Origin of the sequence: Bacteroides sp. (assembly GCF_030151085.1) — a bacterium.
Classification (GTDB): Bacteria; Bacteroidota; Bacteroidia; order Bacteroidales; family Bacteroidaceae; genus Bacteroides.
Genome location: NZ_JASLER010000084.1, coordinates 20,604 through 46,504 on the forward strand (window position 1 = coordinate 20,604; position 25,901 = coordinate 46,504).

The 25,901-nt window shown below is 43.3% G+C and carries 17 protein-coding genes; 11 read left to right on the top strand and 6 right to left on the bottom strand.

Annotation, left to right across the window (positions count from 1 at the left end; translation table 11 throughout):
* Positions 1–11 precede the first annotated feature (11 nt).
* The gene (locus tag Q1W14_RS17355) at positions 12–1,649 is read left to right on the top strand and encodes a C69 family dipeptidase (RefSeq protein WP_300703652.1); all 1,638 of its coding nucleotides are present in this window, start codon (positions 12–14) and stop codon (positions 1,647–1,649) included.
* Positions 1,650–1,897: 248 nt separating this feature from the next.
* Here the strand turns inward: Q1W14_RS17355 and Q1W14_RS17360 are convergent, their stop codons facing one another.
* Positions 1,898–2,083: a hypothetical protein gene (locus tag Q1W14_RS17360; RefSeq protein ID WP_300703654.1), complete on the bottom strand. Its 186-nt coding sequence runs from the start codon at positions 2,081–2,083 to the stop codon at positions 1,898–1,900.
* A 183-nt stretch (positions 2,084–2,266) separates the two neighbouring features.
* On the opposite strand from Q1W14_RS17360, the gene Q1W14_RS17365 reads away from it, so the two are divergent.
* The 4 genes from Q1W14_RS17365 (at position 2,267) to Q1W14_RS17380 (ending at position 6,701) form a co-directional block, all read left to right on the top strand.
* Positions 2,267–3,529, top strand: a complete 1,263-nt coding sequence (locus Q1W14_RS17365; RefSeq protein ID WP_300703655.1) for a toll/interleukin-1 receptor domain-containing protein — start codon at positions 2,267–2,269, stop codon at positions 3,527–3,529.
* A gap of 176 nt (positions 3,530–3,705) precedes the next feature.
* Entirely contained in the window at positions 3,706–4,548 is an 843-nt protein-coding gene (gene kduI, locus Q1W14_RS17370; RefSeq protein WP_300703656.1) for a 5-dehydro-4-deoxy-D-glucuronate isomerase, read from the top strand.
* Positions 4,549–4,635: 87 nt separating this feature from the next.
* Entirely contained in the window at positions 4,636–5,439 is an 804-nt protein-coding gene (locus Q1W14_RS17375; RefSeq protein WP_300703658.1) for a gluconate 5-dehydrogenase, read from the top strand.
* 23 nt (positions 5,440–5,462) lie between these two features.
* Positions 5,463–6,701: a DUF4861 domain-containing protein gene (locus Q1W14_RS17380; protein WP_300703659.1), complete on the top strand. Its 1,239-nt coding sequence runs from the start codon at positions 5,463–5,465 to the stop codon at positions 6,699–6,701.
* Positions 6,702–6,913: 212 nt separating this feature from the next.
* On the opposite strand, the gene Q1W14_RS17385 is transcribed toward Q1W14_RS17380, so the two are convergent.
* The 3 genes from Q1W14_RS17385 to Q1W14_RS17395 form a co-directional block, all read right to left on the bottom strand.
* The gene (locus Q1W14_RS17385; RefSeq protein ID WP_300703660.1) at positions 6,914–7,528 is read right to left on the bottom strand and encodes a polysaccharide deacetylase family protein; all 615 of its coding nucleotides are present in this window, start codon (positions 7,526–7,528) and stop codon (positions 6,914–6,916) included.
* A gap of 102 nt (positions 7,529–7,630) precedes the next feature.
* On the bottom strand, positions 7,631–10,990 hold the full coding sequence (locus Q1W14_RS17390; RefSeq protein ID WP_300703662.1) for a DUF2723 domain-containing protein: 3,360 nt from the start codon (positions 10,988–10,990) through the stop codon (positions 7,631–7,633).
* 410 nt (positions 10,991–11,400) lie between these two features.
* The gene (locus Q1W14_RS17395) at positions 11,401–11,832 is read right to left on the bottom strand and encodes a hypothetical protein (protein ID WP_300703663.1); all 432 of its coding nucleotides are present in this window, start codon (positions 11,830–11,832) and stop codon (positions 11,401–11,403) included.
* Between the two features lie 653 nt (positions 11,833–12,485).
* On the opposite strand from Q1W14_RS17395, the gene Q1W14_RS17400 reads away from it, so the two are divergent.
* The 4 genes from Q1W14_RS17400 to Q1W14_RS17415 all read left to right on the top strand — a co-directional run bounded on the left by Q1W14_RS17400 (position 12,486) and on the right by Q1W14_RS17415 (position 20,034).
* Positions 12,486–14,234 carry a glycoside hydrolase family 9 protein gene (locus Q1W14_RS17400; protein WP_300703664.1) on the top strand — a complete coding sequence of 583 codons (1,749 nt, stop codon included), beginning with the start codon at positions 12,486–12,488 and terminating at the stop codon, positions 14,232–14,234.
* A gap of 327 nt (positions 14,235–14,561) precedes the next feature.
* A complete protein-coding gene (locus Q1W14_RS17405; RefSeq protein ID WP_300703665.1) occupies positions 14,562–16,715 on the top strand; it encodes an alpha-N-acetylglucosaminidase in 2,154 nt (717 codons plus the stop codon).
* 17 nt (positions 16,716–16,732) lie between these two features.
* Positions 16,733–18,457 (top strand): glycoside hydrolase domain-containing protein, encoded by a 1,725-nt coding sequence (locus Q1W14_RS17410; protein ID WP_300703666.1) that lies wholly within the window; start codon positions 16,733–16,735, stop codon positions 18,455–18,457.
* 152 nt (positions 18,458–18,609) lie between these two features.
* Positions 18,610–20,034 carry a sialate O-acetylesterase gene (locus Q1W14_RS17415; protein WP_300703668.1) on the top strand — a complete coding sequence of 475 codons (1,425 nt, stop codon included), beginning with the start codon at positions 18,610–18,612 and terminating at the stop codon, positions 20,032–20,034.
* A gap of 74 nt (positions 20,035–20,108) precedes the next feature.
* Here Q1W14_RS17415 and Q1W14_RS17420 read toward each other — a convergent pair whose 3' ends face one another.
* Entirely contained in the window at positions 20,109–20,540 is a 432-nt protein-coding gene (locus tag Q1W14_RS17420) for a hypothetical protein (protein WP_300703669.1), read from the bottom strand.
* A 31-nt stretch (positions 20,541–20,571) separates the two neighbouring features.
* Positions 20,572–21,381, bottom strand: coding sequence for a DUF1266 domain-containing protein (locus Q1W14_RS17425; RefSeq protein WP_300703672.1), 810 nt, complete (start codon positions 21,379–21,381; stop codon positions 20,572–20,574).
* Positions 21,382–21,856: 475 nt separating this feature from the next.
* Here Q1W14_RS17425 and Q1W14_RS17430 point away from each other — a divergent pair, with 475 nt between their 5' ends.
* Both Q1W14_RS17430 and Q1W14_RS17435 read left to right on the top strand, forming a co-directional pair.
* On the top strand, positions 21,857–24,763 hold the full coding sequence (locus tag Q1W14_RS17430; protein WP_300703674.1) for a glycosyl hydrolase 115 family protein: 2,907 nt from the start codon (positions 21,857–21,859) through the stop codon (positions 24,761–24,763).
* 70 nt (positions 24,764–24,833) lie between these two features.
* A complete protein-coding gene (locus tag Q1W14_RS17435) occupies positions 24,834–25,841 on the top strand; it encodes a family 43 glycosylhydrolase (protein ID WP_300703676.1) in 1,008 nt (335 codons plus the stop codon).
* Positions 25,842–25,901: the final 60 nt, after the last annotated feature.

Sequence of the window (25,901 nt, forward strand, 5' to 3'; positions counted from 1 at the left end):
ACTACTTTATAATGATATCATTAAAAAACATCTTCTTGACACTGCTTCTCCTTTTGGTTTCTAAGACGGGGGATGCATGTACCGCCATTGTAGCCGGAAAAAATGCAACCGTTGACGGTAGTGTACTCAACTCTCATACTGATGCCGGAGCTGATTGCCGCATACGTGTCGTACCCGGGCAGAAATTTGCCAAAGGTGCCCTTGCTCCTGTTTATTACGGCATTCAGCGGGTGGATCTTCCGTTGGAGGATAATGGTGAAATCCTTGGTTACATTCCGCAGGTGGAGCAAACTTATACCTATTTCCAGTCGGCTTATTCGCATATAAACGAATACCAACTCTGTATCGGCGAAAGTACCATGAGTCAACGTTCCGAGTTGCAAGTTGATAAAGGACAAGGCAAGCAGATTATGACCGTGGAGCAAGCTATGATCTTTGCTCTTCAACGCTGTAAAACTGCCGAAGATGCGCTAGCCCTTATTACTTCATTGATGGAAACATATGGCTTCCTGCCCTCTTGTGGTCCCGAATCGGAATGCCTGACGATAGCCGATCCCGAAAATGTATGGGTACTGGAACTGTTCAGCGTAGGCAAGAACTGGACGCCTGAAAGTGGTAAGCCCGGTGTTATCTGGGCTGCACAACGAGTACCTGATGATCATATTGCGATGATTCCCAACTGGAGCATCATCAAAGAAATAGATCTCTCCAAACCCGCTGAATACAAAGCTTCTTCCAATTATCAGACGGTAGCCATCGAAAATGGCTGGTACTCTCCGCAAAGCGGCAAACCTTTTGTGTGGCAAGAAGCTTATTGTCCCACTCCACGGGAATTTGCAACAAACCGCTTCTGGCTGTTTGCCAATACCTTCGCTCCATCTATGAAGCTGATTCCGGAACGTAGAACTAATGATCCATACGAGAACTTGAACCAGTATATGCAATATGTGGAACCTCTCAGCATGTATCCATTCTCTTTGAAACCTGATAATAAGGTATCTGTCAAAGACTTGATGGCTTTCCAACGTTCCACTTTTACCGGTACTATCTACGACAAAGAGAATGATGCTGTTTGGTATTATCCTGACAAAGATGGTAAAATGGTAAAAAGTAAACTTGCCACTCCTTTCCCTTCTAAAGAAACTCAGAAACTGATGAAGACTACCCGTCGCCGTGCTGTAGCGCGAGTAGATGGAGAATACGGAATGGTTGCCCAACTGCGTTCGGATATGCCTCGTGAGATCGGAGGTGTTTATTGGGTTTTCCAGGACAATGCCTATACTTCTCCTTACATTCCTATCTTTACGGGAGTTACCAGAATACCGGAAGTTTATTCTACTTACAATCCCCGCCAGTATGCAGACAATTCCGTTCGCTGGGCTATCGACTTCGTAGATAATCTTTTGTACTTGAACTGGCAGGATGGCAAGGAAGACTTGAATGCTGCTCGTACTCCGATGGAAGATGGTTTCTTTGCACGCAACCGGCAGATAGAACAAGATTTCATTGCTTTGCAGAAGAAGAATCCGAAGAAAGCAGTTGAGTTGCTAAATAGTTATACTCAGGAATGTGCCGACAAGATTATGCAGACGTATGTTGAGTTGCGTAATACGTTGATTACGAAATATACTAATAATAAGATACGTTGATTGTATTCTGGGTAATCGCACTCCAAAAACCCTAAGTATGTCTGTGGATGTACTTAAAATAATTGCCGAAACACTTGACATCGCCTTTGCTATGTTGTATATTTGTAAAGTGAATTTATAGATACTTCAATTTTAAATTAGGATAGACGGAGGGGCATTGCTTCTCCGTTTCTTTTTTCCCCTTACGTCTTCTTATTTGAAATGCCGCATGTTTGCTCCCCTAATGCTGCACTTTAGCTCCCTAAACGTCACGTTTCGGCAGGTGAAATGGCTGGCATTTGCCTTGAAAACCTCTGTGGTTTTGGTGAAAAGCCCTGGCATTCGGGACGATGAAGTGTGGCAAAACGGATGGTCTGTTCAGAACAAACGGATGATGCGTTTGGAGTAAACAGACGGTCTGTTTTGGGTAAACGCATCATCCGTTCTGATGACATAAACGAGAGGCTTTAGCCTCCTGCCCGTTAATCTTTCGTAAATCTGCTCTTGACGAGAACGCATAAATTTATCTTCTCAGTCATTAAATAAGACTTCATTCGAATTCTTTTTCTATTTATTTGGGTGTAAAATATTTTTTTCGTAAACTTGCTGTTACAATCTTCTTTTAATTTATAGACAATATGAGATACGATGTTTTTATAAGTTATTCTAGTCTCGATCAAAAGGTAGCTGAAGGTATTTGTGCATATCTGGAACAACAAAAGATACGATGCTTTGTCGCTTACCGTGATATTCCTGCTGGCGTACCTTGGGCAAGAGCTATAACGGAAGCATTGGATGACAGTAGAATGATGGCGGTCGTCTTCTCAGGTAACTTTAACCGTTCCGAACAAGTAGATCGAGAGATAGAAATAGCCTCGGAAGACCGGAAACCTATTCTGACATTTCGTATTACAGATGATCTTTTTAAAGGAGCGAAAAAGTATTACCTCAAGAATCTGAATTGGATTGATGCTTTCCCTGATCCGAAACAACGGTTTGGAGCTTTAGCAGAGAATATAGAGAAACTGTTAGATATAAAAGGAGAGTCTGTTTTACAATCGGAACAAACGTGCAATAAACAAGAACAGGATGGACCAACGGATGCTGAAGAACAATTTACACTAGGAGATAGCTACTATAGCGGTACTGGAGTTACTAAAAATTTTGCTTTGGCTGTTTATTGGTATCATAGATCCGCCGATCAAGGTAATGCTAAGGCTCAGTGTAATTTAGGTGTATGTTATGAAAATGGTGAAGGCGTCACTAAGGATTCTGTTGAGGCTGTTCGCTGGTATCGTAATTCCGCCGATCAAGGTAATGCTAGTGCTCAATTTAATTTAGGTTTATGTTATTATAATGGTGAAGGTGTTACTAAGGATTCTGCTGAGGCTGTTCATTGGCTTCGTAGATCGGCCGATCAAGGTTATGCAAGTGCCCAATTTAATTTAGGTTATTGTTATGAATATGGTGAAGGCGTTAAGAAGGATTTTACTGAAGCAGTTCGTTGGTATCGCAAATCTGCCGATCAGGGTGATGCTACTGCTCAATATTATTTAGGTTTATGTTATGAAAGTGGTAAAGGCTTCACTAAGGATTTTACTGAGGCTGTTCGCTGGTATCGTAAATCCGCCGATCAAGGTTATGCTAGTGCTCAATATAAATTAGGTTTATGTTATGAATATGGTAAAGGTGTTACAAAGGATTTAGTTGAGGCTGTTCGTTGGTATCGTAAATCTGCCGATCAGGGCGATGTTAGTGCTCAATTTAATTTAGGCGTATGTTATGAAACTAGTCAAGGTGTTACGAAGGATTTGGCTGAAGCTATTTACTGGTATCGTAAAGCAGCCGCTCAAAAGGATACTGGCGCAGCATGGCGATTGGAGATATTAAAAGTTCAATGATAGACTATTGTCCCAACTACTCGTTAATCCTCCTTTTCTTTCCTTTGTACGATATTGATACATAATTGGCACAAATTTGCAATGTTACTCCGTTTTCTTTTACTACATTTGCACCGTGTACGCAAACGATGTGTTTTTATACTCTAATTTGTAACCTATAAAAACGTAGTAGAATTATGAAAACGAACTATGAGATTCGCTATGCTGCGCATCCCGAAGATGCAAAAAGCTACGATACAAAAAGAATCCGTCGCGATTTCCTTATAGAGAAAGTATTCTCTCCGAATGAAGTGAATATGGTATATTCTATGTACGACCGTATGGTGGTAGGTGGCGCTATGCCTGTGGAAGAAGTGTTGAATTTGGAAGCTATCGACCCGTTGAAAGCTCCTTTCTTCCTGACCCGTCGTGAAATGGGTATCTTCAACGTAGGTGGACCGGGTGTAGTTAAAGCCGATAATGCAATCTTTGAATTGAATTATAAACAAGCCCTTTATTTGGGCTCAGGCGACCGAAAAGTAACTTTTGAGAGTAAAGACGCCGCACATCCTGCAAAATTCTATTTCAACTCAGTAACTGCACATTGCAATTATCCTGATAAGAAGGTAACCAAGAAAGATGCTGTCGTAGCCGAAATGGGGTCATTGGAAGGTTCCAACCACCGTAATATAAATAAAATGCTGGTAAATCAGGTATTGCCCACATGCCAGTTGCAAATGGGTATGACTGAACTTGCGCCGGGAAGCGTTTGGAACACAATGCCGGCACATGTCCACAGTCGTCGTATGGAAGCCTATTTCTACTTTGAGATCCCCGAAGAACATGCCATTTGTCACTTTATGGGTGAGGTAGACGAGACGCGTCACATTTGGATGAAAGGCGATCAGGCTGTATTGTCTCCCGAATGGTCTATACATTCCGCTGCGGCTACTCATAACTATACCTTTATCTGGGGCATGGGAGGTGAGAATCTGGATTACGGTGATCAGGATTTCTCGCTAATTACCGACTTAAAGTAACTTTGAGTAGGGAAGCCTGCTTAATCGTATATTCATAATAGTATAAACGTAAATACAATAATTTCTCTAATTTTAATAATTAATATCATGAACAAGTTTTTGAATTTTTCTTTGGAAGGTAAAGTAGCTCTTGTTACAGGTGCTTCTTACGGTATTGGTTTCGCTATCGCTTCAGCTTTTGCAGAACAAGGTGCAATCATTTGCTTCAACGACATCAACCAGGAGTTGGTAGACAAAGGTATGGCTGCTTATACCGAAAAGGGCATCAAAGCACATGGTTATGTATGCGACGTAACTAATGAACCCGCAGTTCAAGCTATGGTGGCATCTATCGAAAAAGAAGTAGGCTCGGTTGATATTCTTGTAAACAATGCCGGTATTATCCGTCGCGTTCCGATGCACGAAATGGATGCTGCTGACTTCCGTAAGGTTATTGATATCGACTTGAATGCTCCTTTCATCGTATCTAAGGCTGTTCTGCCTGCAATGATGGCGAAGAGAGCTGGTAAGATTATCAACATCTGTTCTATGATGTCCGAACTGGGTCGCGAAACTGTATCTGCATACGCTGCTGCTAAGGGTGGATTAAAGATGCTGACTCGTAACATCTGTTCTGAATATGGTGAATACAACATCCAGTGTAATGGTATCGGCCCGGGTTATATCGCTACTCCGCAAACTGCTCCGTTGCGTGAACCGCAAGCAGATGGCAGCCGTCACCCGTTTGATACGTTTATTTGTGCTAAGACTCCGGCCGGTCGTTGGTTGGAGGCTGAAGAATTAACCGGTCCTGCTGTATTCCTGGCTTCTGAAGCTTCAAATGCAGTGAATGGACACGTTCTCTATGTAGACGGCGGTATCTTGGCTTACATTGGCAAACAACCGAAATAATAAAAAGGTGATATAGTAATTCAATGAAGAAACTTCTTTTACTATGTATGACGGTTATGTTTTGCTTTGCGTGTGGCGAGAGTAAGACTGTAACCGTAACGGTAACCAATCCGCTGGCAATGGAGCGCTCAGGTGAGATGGTAGAACTATCTATGACTGAAATATCAGATCGCCTGAACCTGGCTGATACGGCACAAATTGTGGTGCTGGATGCTGAGGGGCAAGAGGTGTCTTATCAGATAACTTACGACGATAAGATTATTTTCCCCGCAACGGTAGCTGCTAATTCTGCTACAACTTATACTATACAAACAGGTACTCCCCGTGATGTAGAAGTGAAAGCTTGCGGAAAATGCTATCCCGAACGTCTGGACGATGTAGCTTGGGAGAATGACCTTGTAGCTTTCCGGGCATACGGTCCTGCTTTGCAGGCAAGGGGCGAACGTGGTTTTGGTTATGACTTGTTTACGAAGTACAACACTACCGAACCCGTATTGGAATCGTTCTATGCAAAGGAACTCGATAAGGAAGCCCGTGCGAAGATAGCCGAACTGAAAGAGACTGATCCTAAAGCTGCGGCAGAATTGGGTAGTTCCATTTCCTATCATCTCGATCATGGATTTGGTATGGACTGTTATGCAGTAGGGCCTACGTTGGGTGCCGGTATATCTGCATTAATGGCAAATGATACTATTATCTACCCTTGGTGTTACAAGACTCAAGAGATTCTGGATAATGGGCCGCTGCGTTTTACCGTGAAACTAGAGTTTACTCCTCTCAATGTGAAGGGTGACACTACAGTTGTGGAAACACGTATCATTACCTTGGACGCCGGTTCTCATCTCAACAAGACTGACATTACTTACAGCAACCTGAAAGAAACATTGCCTATCGTTACAGGTATTGTATTGCATGAATCCGATAGCACGGCCGCTGTAGTTGCCGACGCTACAAACGGTTATATGACATACGTTGATCCTACAACAGGTCCCGACAATGGTAAAATCTTCATGGGTGCAGCTTTCCCCGCTGTAGTAAAAGAGGCGAAAGCTGTTTATTTCTCAGAACAGGAGAGGAAGCAACGCAACAATGCCAACGGTCATGTGCTGGCTTTCAGCGACTATGAGCCCGATGCTACCTACGAGTATTATTGGGGATTTGCGTGGGATAAAGCAGATATCAAGACTGCTGAGGCTTGGAACAAGTATATGGCAGATTTTGCACAAAAGGTACGTAATCCGTTGACGATTACTATCAAGTAAGGCCTCACCCTCGACCCCTCTCCGAAGGCGAGGGGAGAAAGATAACAGGGATAGGAAAGAAAGAATGAAGTAACGGCATTTGTTTTACTAGATTTATCACATAGTAAAACAAATGCCGTTATTCTATTTATATAGCTTCCTTTCAATACTTATTCAGCCCATATCCCCACTTCCTTTCTCCCCTCGCCTTCGGAGAGGGGTCGGGGGTGAGGCTATAACACCTTAAACTCGTATCCTTCTTCCTTCAGGAATTCGATAGCACGTGGAAGTGCATATTGCAGGTTTCCGTTACACCATGACTTCAGTGAGTCGTGAAAAGTAATGATAGAGCCATTTCGTGCATATCTCATCACATTGGCGAGTACCTGCGGACCGCGAAGCTTCTTACTATAGTCGCGGGTAACCAAGTCCCACATTACTATCTTATACTTGCGTTTCAGCGTCATATATTGTGCCCAACCCATGTGTCCGTGAGGCGGACGGAATAAGTCGGTCTGCATAACCTCGTTGGCTTGTTCGGTGTTGGATAAGTACTTTCTTGCACTGTATTCAAATCCGCGGATATGGTTGAAAGTATGGTTACCGATACGGTGACCCCTCTCAACAACCATTTGGAACTCTTCGGGATGTTTACGTATGTTGTCACCTACCATAAAGAAGGTGGCTTTGATTTCGTGTTTGTCCAGTAAATCGAGCACCCAAGGGGTTACTTCTGGAATAGGGCCATCATCAAAAGTCAGATAAACGGCTTTTTCATTCGGGTCCATCCTCCAAAGGGCGCTGGGATATAATTTACGAAATATCTCGGGAGGCTGTTCTATTAGCACGTGATTAGTGATTATTGGTTAATGATTAGCGATTAATGATTAGTGGTTGGTGATTTACCAGATAAGCAAATCACTAATCACTAACCACTAATTACTAAAATATTATTGTTTCATTCGGTCTACATACATAGTGTACAGTTCTTCTACTTTCGGTTCGTAGATTTCCGCAAGTTTGGAATTGTACTTCTTCATGATTTTCACTTCTGCATCCAGTACCGCCCAATGATATTCGAATTCACGGGTGGAGATGGAGAAGCGGTTTTCATCCAGACTCATATACCAAGTGAGGTATTCCAACGCTTTGGTAGCGAGAGCTTTCATGATGGCATCTGCTTTGGCTGTTTCGCCCAGTTGATAATAAGCTTCCGCCATTTGTGCGGCACCGTTCTGCCAGTCGTAGGCTACATTGTAAGCAGGTATCATCTTTTCGGCGTAATCCAAAGCGGCTTTGGCTTTGTCTTTTTTGCCTTCGATCATCAATTGTTGAATGAGTTGTGAGAATATGCGACGGTGTGAGTGACACATGCGCATGGCGTTCTCGTCAATATAGATACCCTTCTTGTCGATACCACCGAACTTGAACTTGTTCATCAGGTTGTCGTACATCTTCTCTGTGTCGATCTTCACGCCTGTCTGGTTGGTGTCGAACGGTGTAAAGCGGTAAGCAAGACCTTCTTGGATGAAGTGGTTGCTCATGCCCAGTTGGTTCTCAGCACCCACAGTAACGGCGAGGTAGATAGGACGTTCCCAGTTTGCCTCGGCAAGCATTTCGAGCATCATGAGCTCACTCTTGTAGAGGGCACGCTTGGGTTTGCCACTTGGGTCTAACAACTTAATATGCATGTACTCGGGGATACTATCACCCGGTATCAGCATACCGCTGCGACGTACGGCTTCTTTGTCTACTTTGATGACGATGCTATCCGTAGGAATCACCTTCAAGTCTTGGTTCTTGTTGCGTACCCAGTATTTCAGGATGTTCTTGAGCTCGTACGGGTTGTCACCGAATTCTTTCTTCACGTTGACTAAAGCTTCGGGATTGCCGTTCAATGCTTGCTTTTCGGCTTCGGCATAGAGGGCGTCGATGCTCTTCTTGTAATCCGGCTGTATGGGGACGTATTCGTTGGTTCCTTCTACGTATTCCATACGGTCCCATGTGATGGGTAGCGAAGGAGAATCGTAGGCAGGACGTTTCATTTGGTCGATATACCAGTCGGTCTGCAAGTAGCTGAGGTTACAGGTACGTGCATCGGTGCGGAAGCCTTCTGTCTCTTGGTTGTACCACAAGGGGAAGGTATCGTTATCGCCGTTCGTATAGATTATCGGGTTGCCGCTTTCTTGCAAGGACATCAGGTAGTTCTGACCGAAATCACGTGCCAGGTAGCGGTCGCTACGGTCGTGGTCGTCCCAAGTCTGACTAGCCATCTGGATAGGAACCAGCAGGCAGGCTGCGGAAACAATCACGGAAGCCGGCAGTTCTTTCATCTTGGCATAATCTTGAAGTAGGCGGACAATACCTGCTACACCCATACCAATCCAGATAGCAAAGGCATAGAACGAACCTGCGTATGCGTAGTCTCGTTCGCGCGGCTGGCTCGGCGTCTGATTGAGGTAGAGCACGATGGCGATACCGGTCATGAAGAAGAGAAAGAACACTACCCAGAATTGCTGGATTCCCTTTTGCCCACGGTAGGCCTGCCACAGCAGACCGATGATACCAAGGAGTAACGGCAAACAGTAGAAGACGTTGTGTCCCTTATTATTTTGCAATTCTTGCGGTAACAAGGTCTGGTCGCCCAGTAGCCAGTTATCGATGAACTTGATACCTGTAATCCAGTTGCCGTGCTCTATCTCGCCACTTCCTTGCAAGTCGTTCTGGCGACCGGCAAAGTTCCACATAAAGTATCGCCAGTACATCCAGTTGAGCTGGTAGGAGAAGAAGAACTTGATGTTTTCCCACTGCGTAGGCATGTTCACCATGACCATATTTCCGCATTTGTCGTAAGGCACATCATTGCCTTTAATATCTTGCCAGCTGTGGTATTCGTTGGTGTGTGTACTGCTGTACATACGTGGGAAAAGCATATTCTGAGCATATTCGTACTCAATGCGTCCGGGTATTTCTACGTAGCTATCCTTTTCATTGGCATCCGCTTTTTCCTTGCGGATGAACTTGGTTGCGTTGTAAGAAATGCGGGGTTCGCAATAACCGTCTTTTACGTCGAGAGCCACTTGTGAAGAGAAGGCAGGTCCGTAGAACAACGGACGGGTACCATACTGCTCACGTCCCAGATATTCGCCCAGCGTGAAGATGTCTTCCGGTGAGTTCTGGTCCATCGGCGTGTTGGCGGTAGAACGGATTACGATAAGTGCGTATGACGAATATCCTATCACGATCAGCATTGTACAGAGTAACGAAGTGTTGAGTGTACGTGCCGATACGCGGTATTTTTCTTTGATCTTAGCCTGCATGCCCGGGCTGAGGTACAGCCATAACGCTGCAATAACAATGATACCGATTACAATCGAGCTAGTGCCGTGACCATAGAAAGGAATACCCAGCATGGCGATGGTTAGTATGAATGACAATGCCATGCGCGCCCTGTTCTTTTCGGTATAACTTTCGTAGATACCCCAAATAAGGTAGCCCGCCAACAGGGTAATATAAACGATGACACCACTATTGAAGGACATTCCCAAGGTGTTGACAAAGAGCAACTCGAACCAGCCGCCTACTTTCACAATACCCGGTACGATGCCGTAAAGTACTACTGCAACCAGTATCAAGGAAGCCAGCAACGCCAGCAGTGAACCTTTAGCATTTGCATTAGGCACTCTCTTGTAGTAATATACCAGTACGATGGCGGGCAAACAGAGCAAGTTGAGCAAGTGCACACCGATACTGAGTCCGGTGAGGTAAGCAATAAGAATCAGCCAACGGTCGCTGTGAGGATCATCGGCAACATCTTCCCACTTCAGTATCAGCCAGAATACAACGGCAGTAAACAGAGAAGAGAAGGCATAAACCTCACCTTCGACGGCGCTGAACCAGAATGTATCGCTGAATGTATATACCAGTGCACCTACCAGACCACTACCCATAACGGTAATCAATTGTCCGCGAGTGATATTGTTTTCGTCTCTAATAACGAGTTTGCGCACCAAGTGGGTAATTGTCCAGAAAAGGAACAAGATACAAGCCCCACTCATCAAGGCGCTCATATAGTTCACCATCTTGGCAACGGTTGAAGCGTCGGAAGCAAACTGTGAGAACAAGTTGGCTACTAACATGAAGAACGGTGCGCCGGGTGGGTGTCCTACTTCCAGCTTATAGCCGGTGGTAATGAACTCCGGGCAGTCCCAAAAGCTTGCAGTGGGTTCAATGGTAAGGCAGTAAACCGTCGCTGCAATGATAAAGGTAATCCAACCTACCAGGTTGTTTACGGTTTTGTACTGTTTCATTCGGATGAAATTCGTTATTTGTTAATTCTCTTATTATCAATGCTCTATTCTCCGATTGATAGACGCAAGTGTCTATCACGTCAGACACTGGTGTTTATCATCTCAAACGCTAGTGTCTATCGCGTCAAACACCAGTGTTTATCACATCAGACACCAGTGTCTGACATGCCGGGTACTAGCAGTACTCTTATTAAGGGCGCAAAGATAATGAATTCAGTTCTAAATAAGTGACAATAAGGCAGATTATTAGGATAGGTTAAAAGATATACATTGATTTTTGGGAGGGAAAGAAGGCTCGGCTTATTATAGGAGGAAGTTATCAGCTCTCAATTGTTGAACCACTAAATAATAGTTCAACAATTACGTATAGCTGGTTGAAGTATATTCAAAAGGCTTGATAGAGTGCTTTACTATTCGGTTTTTGCTACTATCTCTTCGGCTTTTGTATCTTCATCACCTTTTGCCATCAATTTATCAATGTCGGTAATTTGGCTTTCAAGGAAAAGAATCGTATTGTGGAGTATATATTTGTGCTGAGCCATGTAATTCATCCTTTCTATGAGCATGGTCACGGGACGGTAGGTTTTCTTACTACTAACTTCGGGATCGGGGTGCAACATGTATACGGCATAGTTTCGGAACAATATGGGAATCAAGCTATCCCACGGAAGTTCAAGGTTCTGCATCATTTCCTTCATTGTCTGCAATACGCCACGTAGATAGTGTAATTGATTTGCATCTCTCGCTCCAACAAATATTTCGCGGAGACGGCGTGCTTCTTCTTCAAAGAAAAGTTCATCTGAAATTTGTTTTGTGGTAGTCAACGAGTTTTCTGCTTCCATAATATAACAGTATTTGGAGTGAAGGCGAAAAAAGACGGTTCCGCCGGTCCCGTTGACTAACACTCGCCTAAAAAGGAAGCTGGAGGCACATTAATGCTCCCCACGGGCGTACGGAACCGCCTATGAGAGAGGCTGCAGACCTCAAAAAAGGCCTGCAACTCGCCGAAGCAGGTTCTCTGCTTCCTTTTTAAAGAATGTTAGTCACTGCAAATATAATGCTTATTCTTATTCCATCACTCTTTCTTGTACGAAATACTCACTAAGTAATGTACAAATAATAACTTGCCATTGCAAGAAGATGCATTTTTAGAAAGAAAGGGGAAACAGGGAAACTACACGGTTTTTGTTTTCTATAGAAGACGATTATTCCCTAAAATCGTCTTCTATAGAAAACACTTCTTTATTAGAGAACATAGTAGCCATTCATCAGAGGTTGTTCCCGTTTGGAAATGGTTGTTGCAGGAGTTGCCTTCGGAATGAAGCACAAGGTTATTCATAGAAGACATTGTATAGATAAACGATGATATATGTTGCTAATGTATTGAAAGAGGTACAGAAATGTTTCCCCTTCCGATATTTCTACTTTTAACTATCTATTGTTTTGTAGAAAAGGCTTATTTTTAGAGAGTTCAATAACGCAAAACAATAATACTATGAATCAAAAGCATTTATGGCTGGTAGGCATTTGCAGTATCTTCGCTGCATGTAGTACTTCAACTGGTAAGTTACCGGCGGAGAGTATCAAAGTGAATCAATTGGGCTATTATCCCTCGCAAGAGAAAGTGGCTGTAGTGGATAGTGCCATAGTCCAACAATTTACGATAGCAGACGCTGCTTCGGGTAAAGAAATCTTAAAAGGGCAGGCAAAGAGTACTGCTGTTTCTGAGTGGTCAGGTAAAACACGAACTACTTTGGACTTCAGCGAAATAGTAACTCCCGGAAAATATCTCCTGGAAGTAAATGGTACTTCAGTACCTTTCGAAGTGAAAGAAAAAGTATTGGCACCTCTAGCCGATGCAGCACTCAAAGCATTTTATTATCAACGTACAGGAATGCCTATTGAAGAACAGTATGCAGGAAAGTGGAATCGTCCAGTAGGACATCCGGACAACAATGTAATGGTGCATCCCAATGCCGTTTCACCCCAACACCCTGCCGGGACAATCATTTCTTCACCCAAAGGCTGGTATGATGCGGGTGATTATAACAAGTACATTGTAAACTCTGCATACTCCATCGGCTTGATGCAGAATATTTATCAACTCTTTCCCGATTATTTTGCTCAGCAGTCTGTCAACATCCCTGAAAGCGGTAATGCTACGCCCGATTTATTGGACGAGATGTATTATAATCTGGATTGGATGTTAACCATGCAAGACCCTTCGGATGGAGGCGTTTATCATAAACTCACCACTCCCGCTTTTGAAGGTTTCATTAAGCCTACCGATTGTAAGCAGCAGCGATATGTCGTAAAGAAATCTGTTACGGCAGCCCTCGATTTTGCCGCTGCTATGGCACAAGCATCCCGTCTCTTTGCTCCTTTTGAGAAAGATTATCCCGGTTTCTCCAAACGTGCGATTGCCGCTGCCGAGAAGGCGTATCTCTGGGCTAAAAAGAATCCTGAAGCTTACTATGAACAAGATAAACTGAACAGAGAATACCAGCCTGCCGTAACCACCGGAGCATACGGCGATAACCATGCCGATGATGAATTCTTCTGGGCAGCTACCGAACTCTATCTGACTACCGGAAAAGCCGCTTACCGGGAAGATGCTACGACAAAAGTTCCTGAAACTTTCAAGACTCCCGGCTGGCCCAGTGTTTCAGCATTAGGAGTATTTGCCTGGCTGCAACCGGGCAGAGAGTTGAATGATGCCGACCGTGCCTTTGCCGGATTACTGAAAGAAAAGCTGCTTGCTTATAGCGATGCCGCCATTTCAGGAGCAGATACTACTTCTTTTCATTCTCCTTATGGCAATAGAGCAAAAGATTTCTTCTGGGGATGCATCGCCGAAGGCTGTGCCAATCAAGGAATTTCATTGGTCTACGCTTATCTTCAGAGTGGGAATAAGGATTATTTGGCGAATGCTTACCGTAATTCGGATTACATGCTCGGGCGAAATGCCACTGGTTATTGCTATGTAACCGGTTTCGGTGCGAAGAGTCCTATGCATCCGCATTACCGCTTAGCTGCTTCGGATGCTATAGAAGAACCAATTCCCGGCTTCTTAGTAGGTGGCCCTAATCCCGGACAGCAGGATAAAGTGGCTTATGCCTCCAATTATCCCGATGAATCATACTCAGATACAGAACCCTCGTATGCTTCCAATGAAATAGCGATTAACTGGAATGCAGCGTTGGTAGGACTGGCTTCCGCGCTTGATGCTTTGAGCGAGAAATAAAGTCAAGAATCTTTTGAAGAGGGTGTGTCAAAAGTAAAATACACTATCATTATGCCATGTCATCCTGAGCTTGTCGAAGGATCTCTTCTCCTTTCACATAGAGAGGAGATGCTTCGACTACGCTCAGCATGACAGAATGATAGGCTTATTAGAATTTTGACACAACCTCTTTATTATTATATTATAAATTAATGAACTCTACTTATTTGAATTATACATATGATTTAATACTTTTGCATTCAACATTTTGCTCGAATTACAAAAGCGGTGAAGTTCTTTCAGGATTGTAATTATATACCAGTTACGGTATTTAAATTAAGTAATACTATGAAATATCTTAAACTCATTTGGTGTCTGTTACTGTTCTCAACAGTTATTCAAGCCAATCCGGTTCATAACCTTTTAGAACGCTTGGAAAAAGGAGCCTCCAAACATTTTATTCTTGAAAAGGTAAAGTCCGATAAAGATTTCTTCGAGTTGGAGAGCAAAGGCAATAAGATTGTAGTGCGAGGAAATACGTATGTTAATCTGGCAGCAGGTGTACGTTGGTATTTGAAGTATTATGTTCACGCTAATATCTCATGGAATAATATGAATATTGCACTTCCGGCTGTACTGCCTACAATTCCCGAAAAAGAATGCCATGAGACGGATATTCTTCTTCGTTATGATCTTAATTATTGTACCTACTCTTATTCCATGGCTTTCTGGGATTGGGAACGATGGGAACGTGAAATAGACTGGATGGCGCTTCATGGTATTAATATGCCTTTGACAATCACAGGTACAGAATGTGTATGGTTTAATGTTCTCAAGAAACTGGGGTATTCTCATGAAGAGATTAACGAGTTTATCAGTGGTCCCGGATTCTTTGCCTGGTGGCTGATGAATAATTTGGAAGGTTGGGGTGGTCCCAATCCCGATAGCTGGTATGTACAGCGTGCTGCATTGCAAAAGAAGATCATAAATCGTATGCGTGAGCTGGATATAGAACCGGTCTTTGCGGGCTACTCGGGGATGGTTCCCAATAATGCTAAAGAGAAGTTAAGTTTGAATGTAACCGATCCCGGTATATGGTGCGGATATCGACGCCCGGCTTTCTTACAACCAACCGACCCTAAGTTTGCACAAATAGCCGAACTGTACTATAAAGAGATGACCCGCCTTTTTGGAAAAGCGAATTACTACAGTATGGATCCCTTCCACGAAGGTGGAAGTATAGAGGGAGTGAATTTGGAAGAAGCGGGCAAAGCGATTATGAGTGCCATGAAGCAATGTAATCCGAAAGCAGCTTGGGTAGCACAGGCTTGGGGCGCTAATCCTCGTGCAGCAATGATTAAGAACCTGAATAAAGGTGATATGGTCGTACTTGACCTTTATTCTGAGAGTCGCCCGCAATGGGGTGATCCTGAGTCGACTTGGTATCGGAAAGAAGGTTTCAACGGTCATGACTGGATTTATTGTATGTTGCTGAATTATGGAGGTAATGTAGGACTTCACGGTAAGATGCAACATGTGATTGACGAATATTTCAAAGCTCGCTCCATCAGCTTTGGCAAGACATTGAAGGGGGTGGGTATCACTATGGAAGGTATTGAGAACAACCCGGTGATGTACGAACTGCTTTGCGAACTGCCTTGGCACACCGAGAAGTTCTCGAAGGACGAATGGTTGAAAGGTTATGTAACCTCCCGTTATGGTAGCTTTAGTCAGAGCCTTTATGAGGCATGGGTTCGTTTGGGCAATTCCATCTATAATTGTCCGGTAGTGTCTACTCAGCAAGGCACGCACGAATCGGTATTCTGTGCTCGTCCTTCCGACGAGGTATATCAAGTTTCGAGTTGGTCGGAAATGAGTGATTATTACAATCCGATGGAGGTGATACAGGCGGCGGAACAGTTTGCTTCTGTAGCTGATTCATTCCGGGGCAATAATAATTACGAGTACGATTTGGTTGATATTGTTCGTCAGGCTGTGGCAGAAAAAGGACGAATGGTATATAAGATGATGATAGCTGCTAAACAGGCTAAGGAGAAAACATTGTTCAAGGACTGTAGCCGGCGTTTTATGGAACTACTGATGTGGCAGGACCGGCTACTTTCTACCCGTCCGGAATTTGGTCTTGATACTTGGGTGAACCGGGCTACTCACTTAGGAAATACACCTGAAGAAAAGAAACTCTATGAATGGAATGCCAAAGTACAGATAACGACTTGGGGCAACCGCAAAGCAGCCGATGAAGGTGGTTTACGTGATTATGCTCACCGGGAATGGAGCGGCTTATTGAAAGATTTCTACGCCATGCGCTGGCAAGTCTATATCGATGAAACATTGAATCAATGGGATGCTGACCAATCCCACCCTATAGATTATTATGCTTTGGAAGAAAAATGGATAGATCAACCTTATCATTCTATTGAGAAGACCAAAGAAAATGCAATTAAAGTGGCGAAAGAAATACTATCAGGACTATTCTACTAACTTTAAATAATTAACTTATGAGGAATTACGGTTATACTCTTTTTACTTTACTGCTTTTCTCCATCTGCACAAATGCTATTGCAGAGAACCGTGGAGAACTGAGCGTTCCGAGAACAAAAGAAGACCCTGCATGGAGCAAAAGCCCCGCACGGTTACAGGCCGCTTGGGCAGATACCGATTATTTGGTGGATAAATTTAGTTGTCCGTCTGCTACGAACCAAAAGGGCACACAAACGCTTGTTGCCTGGCGTGGCGAAAGGGTGCATGCCAAGCTATTGGTATGGTCTCCGGTAGATGAAGGCGAAATCTCTTTCATTATTACCGAACCAGAGAACCAGCGTTGGGTAGATGAAACTACTACCGGATTCATGACCTATGTGATGACCGATGAACTTGCCAAGGATGGAAAAGGAGGCTGCGGCTACCGTCCGAATAAAGCGGAATTTGATTCATTTCTTGTAGCCGACCGTATAGCCCCCATCCGGTCTATTCGTTATGAACCTAAAACTGTTCGTCCTGTCTGGATAACCTTCGACATACCTCGTGATGCAAGCCCCGGATCTTACAAAGGAGATATAGTGATAAAAAACGAGCAAAATGCTTCCTGTATCCTTCGTTACTCCATACAAGTGCTCGAATGTACTTTACCCGAAGCAAGTGCACGGAAGTTTCACCTCGATCTTTGGCAAAATCCTTTTGCTGTGGCGCGTATCGCACAAGTTCCTTTATGGAGCAAAGAGCATTTTGATGCTATGCGCCCCTTGATGGTACGTTTGGCAAAAGCCGGGCAAGGTGGTATCACCACTTCCATCACCCATAAACCTTGGAATGGACAAACGTACGATTACTTCGAGAATATGATCACCGAGGTTCGTAAGGCCGATGGTACCTGGGTGTTTGACTATACCGTATTCGACCGTTGGGTAGAGTTCATGCTCTCTTGTGGCATACGTCCCCTCATTTATTGTTATTCGGTAATCCCTTGGGAATTGACTTTCCGTTACTACGATCAGGCAACAAACTCAATGGTTGATCGTAAACTGAATGTAGACGATCCCGAATTTGATGCTTACTGGGTAACCAAACTTGAAGCTTTTGCTGCCCATCTGAAAGTAAAAGGCTGGTTCGAAAACACTATCATTGCTATGGACGAACGTCCTAAAGCCAGTATGGAAGCAGCCTTGCGTGTAATACGGAAAGCAGATCCGAACTTCAAGATCTCCCTTGCCGGTGTTTATCATGAAGAACTGAATGACGAGATATTCGATTATAGTATCGGCTATCATGATGCTTACCCTGAAGGCATCGTAGAAGAGCGTAGAGCGAAAGGTAAACTGACTACCCTCTATACTTGTTGCTCCGAAGCTTTCCCTAATACCTTTACCTTCTCGCAACCAATAGAAGCTTCTGTTCTCGGGCTGTTGGCCGAAGAACGCGGGTTGGATGGTTACCTGCGTTGGGCATACAACAGTTGGGTGGAATCTCCTTGTCAGGACAGTCGTTTCCATACTTGGGCGGCAGGTGATACGTATCTGGTTTATCCGAAGAACGTCTCTTCTGCCCGTTTTGAAAAGCTGATAGAAGGTATACAGATGTACGAAAAGATACAACTGCTGAAGGCAACCCCCAAACATGCCCGAGCCATTCGTAAGTTATTGCAACCATTTGCATACGAACGAATGAATAGTATCACCTTACAAAAAGATATCCAAAAAGTCAAATCATACCTTAACTCTAAATAAAAGCCTGCTTTATTATAGATAAGTCCGGATTCATTGTCTGATGAGTCCGGACTTATTTTGTAGGGAAAATAGGGACGCAAAAAAACGTCTCTAAAGCTTGCCTTTTTACAGATAATATCTACTTTTGTATCTCTCAAAACAACAGATATACTATGAAAGGAAAAGCTTTTGCATTGATTTTTTTATTCTGCGCCCTATCGTTAGGTGCTAAAGTAAAGCTCCCTACTTTGATGGGAGACAACATGATACTTCAACAACAGACAGAAGTAAAGTTATGGGGTAAAGCCACCCCGAAAGCCGAAGTACGTGTAACTCCTTCCTGGAGTGGGAAAACCACTACTTGCCGGGCAGATAAAGACGGTAATTGGTTGCTGACAGTCTCTACTCCGAAAGCCGGTTATACCCCATACGAAATTACTTTTGACGATGGAGAGAAAACTTCCGTGAAGAATGTTCTTATCGGTGAAGTTTGGCTTGCTTCCGGTCAGAGTAATATGGAGATGCCGTTGAAAGGATTCGGCGGCTGCTGTATTATGAATGGAGCGGATGATATTATTGCCGCTGTTGATAATAAAGGTGTGCGTATGTTTACTGTTCCCAAGGATCAGAGTTATGAGCCTAAAACCGAATGTGCGGGTAGTTGGAACGTAGCTTCCTTAGAAACTGCACTGGACTTCAGTGCTACCGCTTATCATTTCGCTACTTCATTGAGTCGTGCACTCCAAATTCCCGTAGGTATTATCAATAGCTCTTATGGTGGAGCAACCGTAGAAGGATGGATAGGTCGCAAACTTCTGGAAAGCTATCCTGATGTAAGTCTTAATCCTGATTCTGTTGAACGCTTACACCCTATGCATCGTCCGTTGTTGATGTACAATGCCATGTTGAAACCACTTCAAAACTATACTATTAAAGGTTTTATCTGGTATCAGGGGGAATCCAACGTAGGACGCCATGATACTTATGCCCAACGCCTTGCCGATATGGTGCAGCTTTGGCGCAATGATTGGGGACTTGGTGAACTTCCTTTCTATTTTGTAGAAATTGCTCCATACGCTTATGGTGACAAATGGGATGATACTGCCGGAGCTTATCTGCGTGAAGCCCAGTTCAAAGCGCAAAGCCTTATTCCGAACAGTGCTATGGTTTCTACAAATGATTTGGTGGAACCCTTCGAAAGATTCAATATCCATCCGCGTAACAAAACAATGGTTGGTCATCGCCTCAGTTACCTGGCACTTAATCTTACTTACGGAAAGAAGCAATTTGTTTGTTTCGGTCCCCAATACAAAGATCTGACAATAGAAGGAAATAAAGCACTCGTCTCATTCGATCATCTCGAAATGGGCATTTGCCGTAATTATGATCTCCGTGGTTTCGAAGTTGCCGGTGAAGACCGTGTCTTCTATCCTGCGGATAATGTAACATTGCGTTGGCAAACAAATCATATTATTCTCACTTCAGAGAAAGTGCCTAATCCCGTTGCTGTGCGTTACTGTTTCCGTAACTTCCAGAGTGGAACAATGATTGGAGGTAACGAACTGCCGTTGATTCCGTTCCGTACAGATAACTGGTAAATAAAAAGAAGGCACTGCTCAATAAACTATGAAGCAGTGCCTTTCTTCTAAAACTAATTATTGATTACCTCCGGTTATTTCTTCTTGAACATATTCATGACATTCATGTCATTGGCATCTAATGTGCTTTCTACATGATATGTGTTCTTGATAAAAGTGTCTACTTCCTCATAAAAATCTTTCTGTTTGCCCCATATTAAAGGAAAAAGGGGTAATAGTAACAAGCCGGCTTGATTTCTGAACCAGGCAACCATACTGCTAGGTATACATTGTCCTGCCATAATCATACATTGTCCTTGCTCTTGGCATACCGTGATACCTACTCCATGATAACCATTCTTGCTGATGTAGAGATAATCTTCTTTGATTTGTCCAAGTACGCTGGCGGTAATTCCTTTTTTGCCTCGTTTTATTTCAGTGGGGCATTTGCCTGATTTCTTGTAGCTGCCCTCTATTTCTTCCAAGCTGGGAAGCGGGCCGGTGATTTGATAACTCTTTTGAAACATAAGTCTGTATTTTTGGTTAGAGAATATGTGTTTATTCGGTTGCTTGAAGCGGGATATATTTATAGATGAGGTAACTATTGTCAGAACCCAGTAAAGCTGCGTTACGGCTGAACATTTCCGCATTTTCAGTGTCACCTCCCCAGAAACGGCGTCCCATATCGAAGTCGGCGAAATAAGTTTTCCAATCGTTGTAGTTGGCACGGACGGTAGTCAGTAAGTCTTTCATCATATTGTCACATTCGTCTTCGGTCAGTAATCCGGCAGCTTGAGCCATGTTGACATTGTTGGCATATCGGGAGTAGTCCCATGCCTTGATGCCGGAGGGCGAGATAGTGTCGAAATTCTTTATAATAAACTCTACGTCCTCTTTGTCAACATCATATTTGGCGAAGTCAATAGCGTTGATATCAACTTCTTTTCCTCCGTTTTCTTTTACGATTTGCACGCATTTCTCAAATGTAGGTTGATGCAATCCCTCTTTCAGTTCTTTCAGAGTAGCCAGCAAGTCTTCTTTGTTTTCTATGCCCCATGACTTCTTGAACTCACGCATGATGTCCGATTTGGAGTGACCTTCCTTGAAAGGGAAAATAAGCAGATACGTATACCCCTCTTGCATTTGGGTTAGGAACTCACTTGCTAATGTATCGGGCAGATTTTCTTTGAACATTTTGATGGTTCCTTCTGCCTCTCCCTCATATCCGGTCAAGGTATATACACCTGCCAGCATGTAGCTTGCCAGTCTTTCGTCTTTAATAACTCGTTTACCTGATTGTCCACCGCAAGAAGAGAGTAGCAATGCTACTGTTAACAACATAAGTTGAAGCTGATGTGCTTGTTTCATTGTCTAAAATTGAAATTAGTGATTAATTGAAATGTCTTTGGCAAAAATAGAGATAATATCTATAGTTAGCTGAAGTGGGTAGGGGGATAAAATAATGAATATTAGATGAGTTGTAAGTGGTTGTATACAAGAACTCTATAGGCTATCTTTTAACTTTTGTGAGGGGGAGAAAATAAGAATGGTATAGTAATGATGGGGGAAATGAATGAAATACCTTCTATTATTGCGGCCATTAATGAAATGAGAAAAGATTGAGAGGCTTACTTCTATAATGTATTTCAAATAATTATTTTTGCTGTATTATTCTGGAATAAAACTTGCTTTGACTGGATATTACTAATATTTGAAAGAATAGAGTGGAATTATGTTATTTGATGTCTTTATATTTGCACTATGAAGATTGTATATGAAGAGCTAATTAAGATATAAATATTCGTATTGTTAGCCTGATAATCAAGTTTTAATTCTATTTATTATGAAAAGAGTATTTATCGTGTTGTTTCTCTTTTGCGGAATATCTGCATTTGCACAAGTAAGGATAAACAATAAACCAACAGCAGCGTCGGACTTTCCTTTGTTTGTTGACGGGAAACCGTGTAATATTTATATGGACTCTTCTGACTTTGAGGTAGTGAAGAAAGTTTCCGGTTTGTTTGCCGAAGACATCCAAATGGTAACCGGGGTGAAGGGAGAAGTCTCGACTTCTAAAACGGTAAAAGGTAAAGAAGTAGTAGTTATAGGTACATTAGGGCATAACGGCTTTATTGACGGACTGGTAAAGCAAAATAAACTTGATGTCTCCACCATCCGTAACGGTTGGGAGCAATATATCATTAAAACAATTGATAAACCTGCTAAAGGCGTTGAGCGTGCTTTAGTGGTAGCGGGTTGCGATCGTCGTGGTACGGCGTATGGCGTTTTCGCTTTATCCGAAGCAATGGGAGTTTCTCCTTTGTATTGGTGGGCGGATGTCCCGGTTAAGAAGCAAAAGGCTTTGTATCTTGAAGCATCGGAGTATGTTTCGAAAGCCCCGAGTGTGAAGTATAGAGGTATCTTTATCAACGATGAAGGTTGGGGTATCACCCCGTGGGCGGCAAAGACATTCGATCCGGAGTTGGGAGATATCGGGCCTAAAACCTATGCCAAAGTTTGTGAGCTGATTCTACGCATGAAGGGCAATATGCTGGCGCCAGCTATGCATCCGGGTTCGGGTGCTTTCAACAAGTACCCGGAGAATAAGGTAGTGGCCGATAGTTATGGTATCGTGATGACCTCTTCTCATTGTGAGCCTCTGTTATTCAACAATGTAACAGAGTGGTACAATGACACGATGGGCGACTGGAATTATACTACCAATAAAGACGGAATAAACCGTGTTCTTGATAAACGTATCTCCGAAAACGGCCCTTATGAGAACTTTTACACTTTGGCAATGCGTGGCATTCATGATGCCGGCTTGGTAGGTGTTTCAAAAGAAAGAGAAGTGGGCTTGATGGAAGAAGTCCTGAACGATCAACGTGCTATTCTTTCGAAGCATATCAATCAAAATATAGATTCCATTCCCCAACAATTTGTTCCTTATAAAGAGGTGATGGATATTTATGAGAAGGGTCTGAAGGTACCCGATTATGTTACACTGGTTTGGCCTGATGATAACTTCGGCTATCTGAAACGCTTGAGCAATAAAGAAGAACAGAAGCGTAAAGGAGCTTCCGGCGTCTATTACCACATCTCTTACTGCGGTGAGCCGCACGACTATCTGTGGCTTAACACCACTCCGTCTACCTTGATTTACGAAGAAATGCGCAAAGCCTACGATACAGGGGCAAATCGCTATTGGTTACTGAATGTAGGCGACATCAAACCGGGAGAGTTAGGTATGAAGTTCTTTCTGGATATGGCATGGGATATTGAGAAGTTTGATTTCGATTATTCCTACGATTTCAATGCCGAATACTTAGCATCTATCTTTGGCGAGAAATACAAGAAGGATTTGAAAGACATTCTTGATTCTTACTTCTTGTTGGGATTTCAGCATAAACCGGAATCAATGGGTTGGGGCTACTTATGGAATAATCATCTTGAACGTGAACGTGTCATTGATACCGATTTTTCATTCATCAATTACAATGAAGCCGAATCGCGGATGAAAGAGTACGACCGCATTGCCGATAAGAGCGAGAAACTGCTGAACTCACTTCCCGAAGCCTACAAGCCTGCCTTCTACGAGTTGTTGTTCTACCCCGTAAAAGGAGCTGCGTTGATGAACAAGAAGATGCTGACCGCCCAACAAAACCGTTGGTATGCTCGCCAAGGACGTGCCGCAACGAATCTTTATGCCGACAAAACCAAAGCTTATCACGACAGTTTGAATTACTATACCGATAGATTTAATACCATGCTCAATGGCAAGTGGAACCACATGATGGCCGTCTCTCCGGGGTGGATGGGCGAATATCAGAAGATGCCTCCTGTAGAAACCTGGCATCCCACTCAAGGTGAAGATATGCAAGTCTTTATTCCCGGAAAAGATTATACGGTAGGCGTATCGACTGTTAATGCATTGCCATCAGTGAACCCATATAACCATAAAGATCTGTTTATAGAGCTTTATAACAGAGGCGATAAGGCATTCTCTTGGAAAGCCACCACCAAGGAACGTTGGATTAAACTGACCAAACAATCGGGACAAACAGTCTTGCAAGACCGTATCGGCATTTCCGTAGACTGGACAAAAGCTCCGGTAGGGGAGGCTGTTACAGGAGAAATAGAACTCACTTCCGGCAATAAAACAGAAAAGGTTTATCTGCCGCTTTTTAATCCTCAATCTCCTTCGAAAGAGGAACTGAAAGGTATTTATGTGGAAGATAACGGCTGCGTAGCGATCAATGCAGGACTATTCCACCGGAAGGTAGAAAGCAACGGAATTAAAATCCGTACCGTAAAGGGTTTGGGTTATGAGAACGATTGTGTACAGTTGGGCGAAGCCATGCAGGCAGTGCCTAATATGTGGTTCACCAACAAGAGCCCGAAAGCCGAATATGATTTCTATACGTTCAATGGTGGTAATGCGACGGTACATGTATATGCACTGCCTCTATTTCCGATTGACTCCAAGCACGATACTCGTTATGGCATCATGATCGATGACGGCATGGTACAATGGCTTACTACTAATGCTAAAGAATATTCCGGGCAATGGAGATTGAATGTATTTCGTAACAGTGCGATAAGTAGCATTACTATGAATGTTGGAAAGCCGGGCAAGCATACCTTCAAGCTGATTTGTGCTGATCCGGGCATGATTATTCAGAAGGTGGTTATTGATTTCGGAGGGATGAAAAGGTCTTATCTGGGGCCTGATGTAACTCTGGTCAAATGAGAATAATTGAGATGGTATTGCAGATGATTTGATAACACGGATATATTAATTTAATATTGATAAACTACTAATGAGAAAGATTCTTTTATGCTGTTTGCTGATACTATTTACCGGTAATATACAAGCACAAGTAGCTATCGGAAATGTACAAGCCCAAGTTTCGAGAATGATGTATGGAGACACTACCCGGATAGGCATTCCATTCTGCAAAGACCCGCATGTAGTTCATTTTCAGAATAGATACCTGATGTATTACTCCATTCCACCTTACAAGAACAATCCCCAATCGGGATGGAATATCGGTATTGCCGAAAGTCACGACTTGATTAACTGGACGAAAGTCGGAGAAATAACTCCCGCTCCCGGTGCCGATTATGAAAAGAAAGGTCTATGTGCTCCCGGCGCTTTGATTCGTGATGGTAAGGTACATCTGTTTTATCAAACCTATGGTAATATGCAGAAAGATGCCATTTGCCATGCTGTATCTGTTGATGGTATCCACTTCGAGCGTAACCCTACGAATCCGATATTTCATCCTACCGGAGACTGGAACTGTGGGCGTGCCATTGATGCGGAAGTGTATGAATTCAAAGGCAAATACTACCTCTATTTCGCATCGCGTGATAAAGACTTCAAGATTCAGCTACAAGGTGTAGCTGTAGCTCCGGGCAATACCGACTTCAATCGGGAAGACTGGAAACTGGCTGTGGATGCTCCGATACTTGTACCCGAGCTTCCTTGGGAGGGAGAATGTATTGAAGCAGCTTCTATAGTAAGAAAGGGGAATAAGCTATTCATGTTCTATGCCGGAGCATACAATAATGCGCCCCAACAAATAGGTGTGGCAGTTAGTAAAGACGGCGTAAACTGGAAACGCTTATTTGATAAACCTTTCATGCCCAATGGCAAACCCGGTGAATGGAACTCAAGTGAATCCGGACATCCGCATATCTTTGCTGATACCGACGGGCGTACATATCTGTTCTTTCAGGGAAACAACGACAATGGTCGTACTTGGTATATCACTAATGTAGAAGTGTTTTGGAAAGGCGGAAAGCCTGTCTTGAGTAGTAAATGATGAATACTATTGTATAAGGTTTTGCCAACTGGCTGGCAAACTGTTGCCAACATGCTGGCA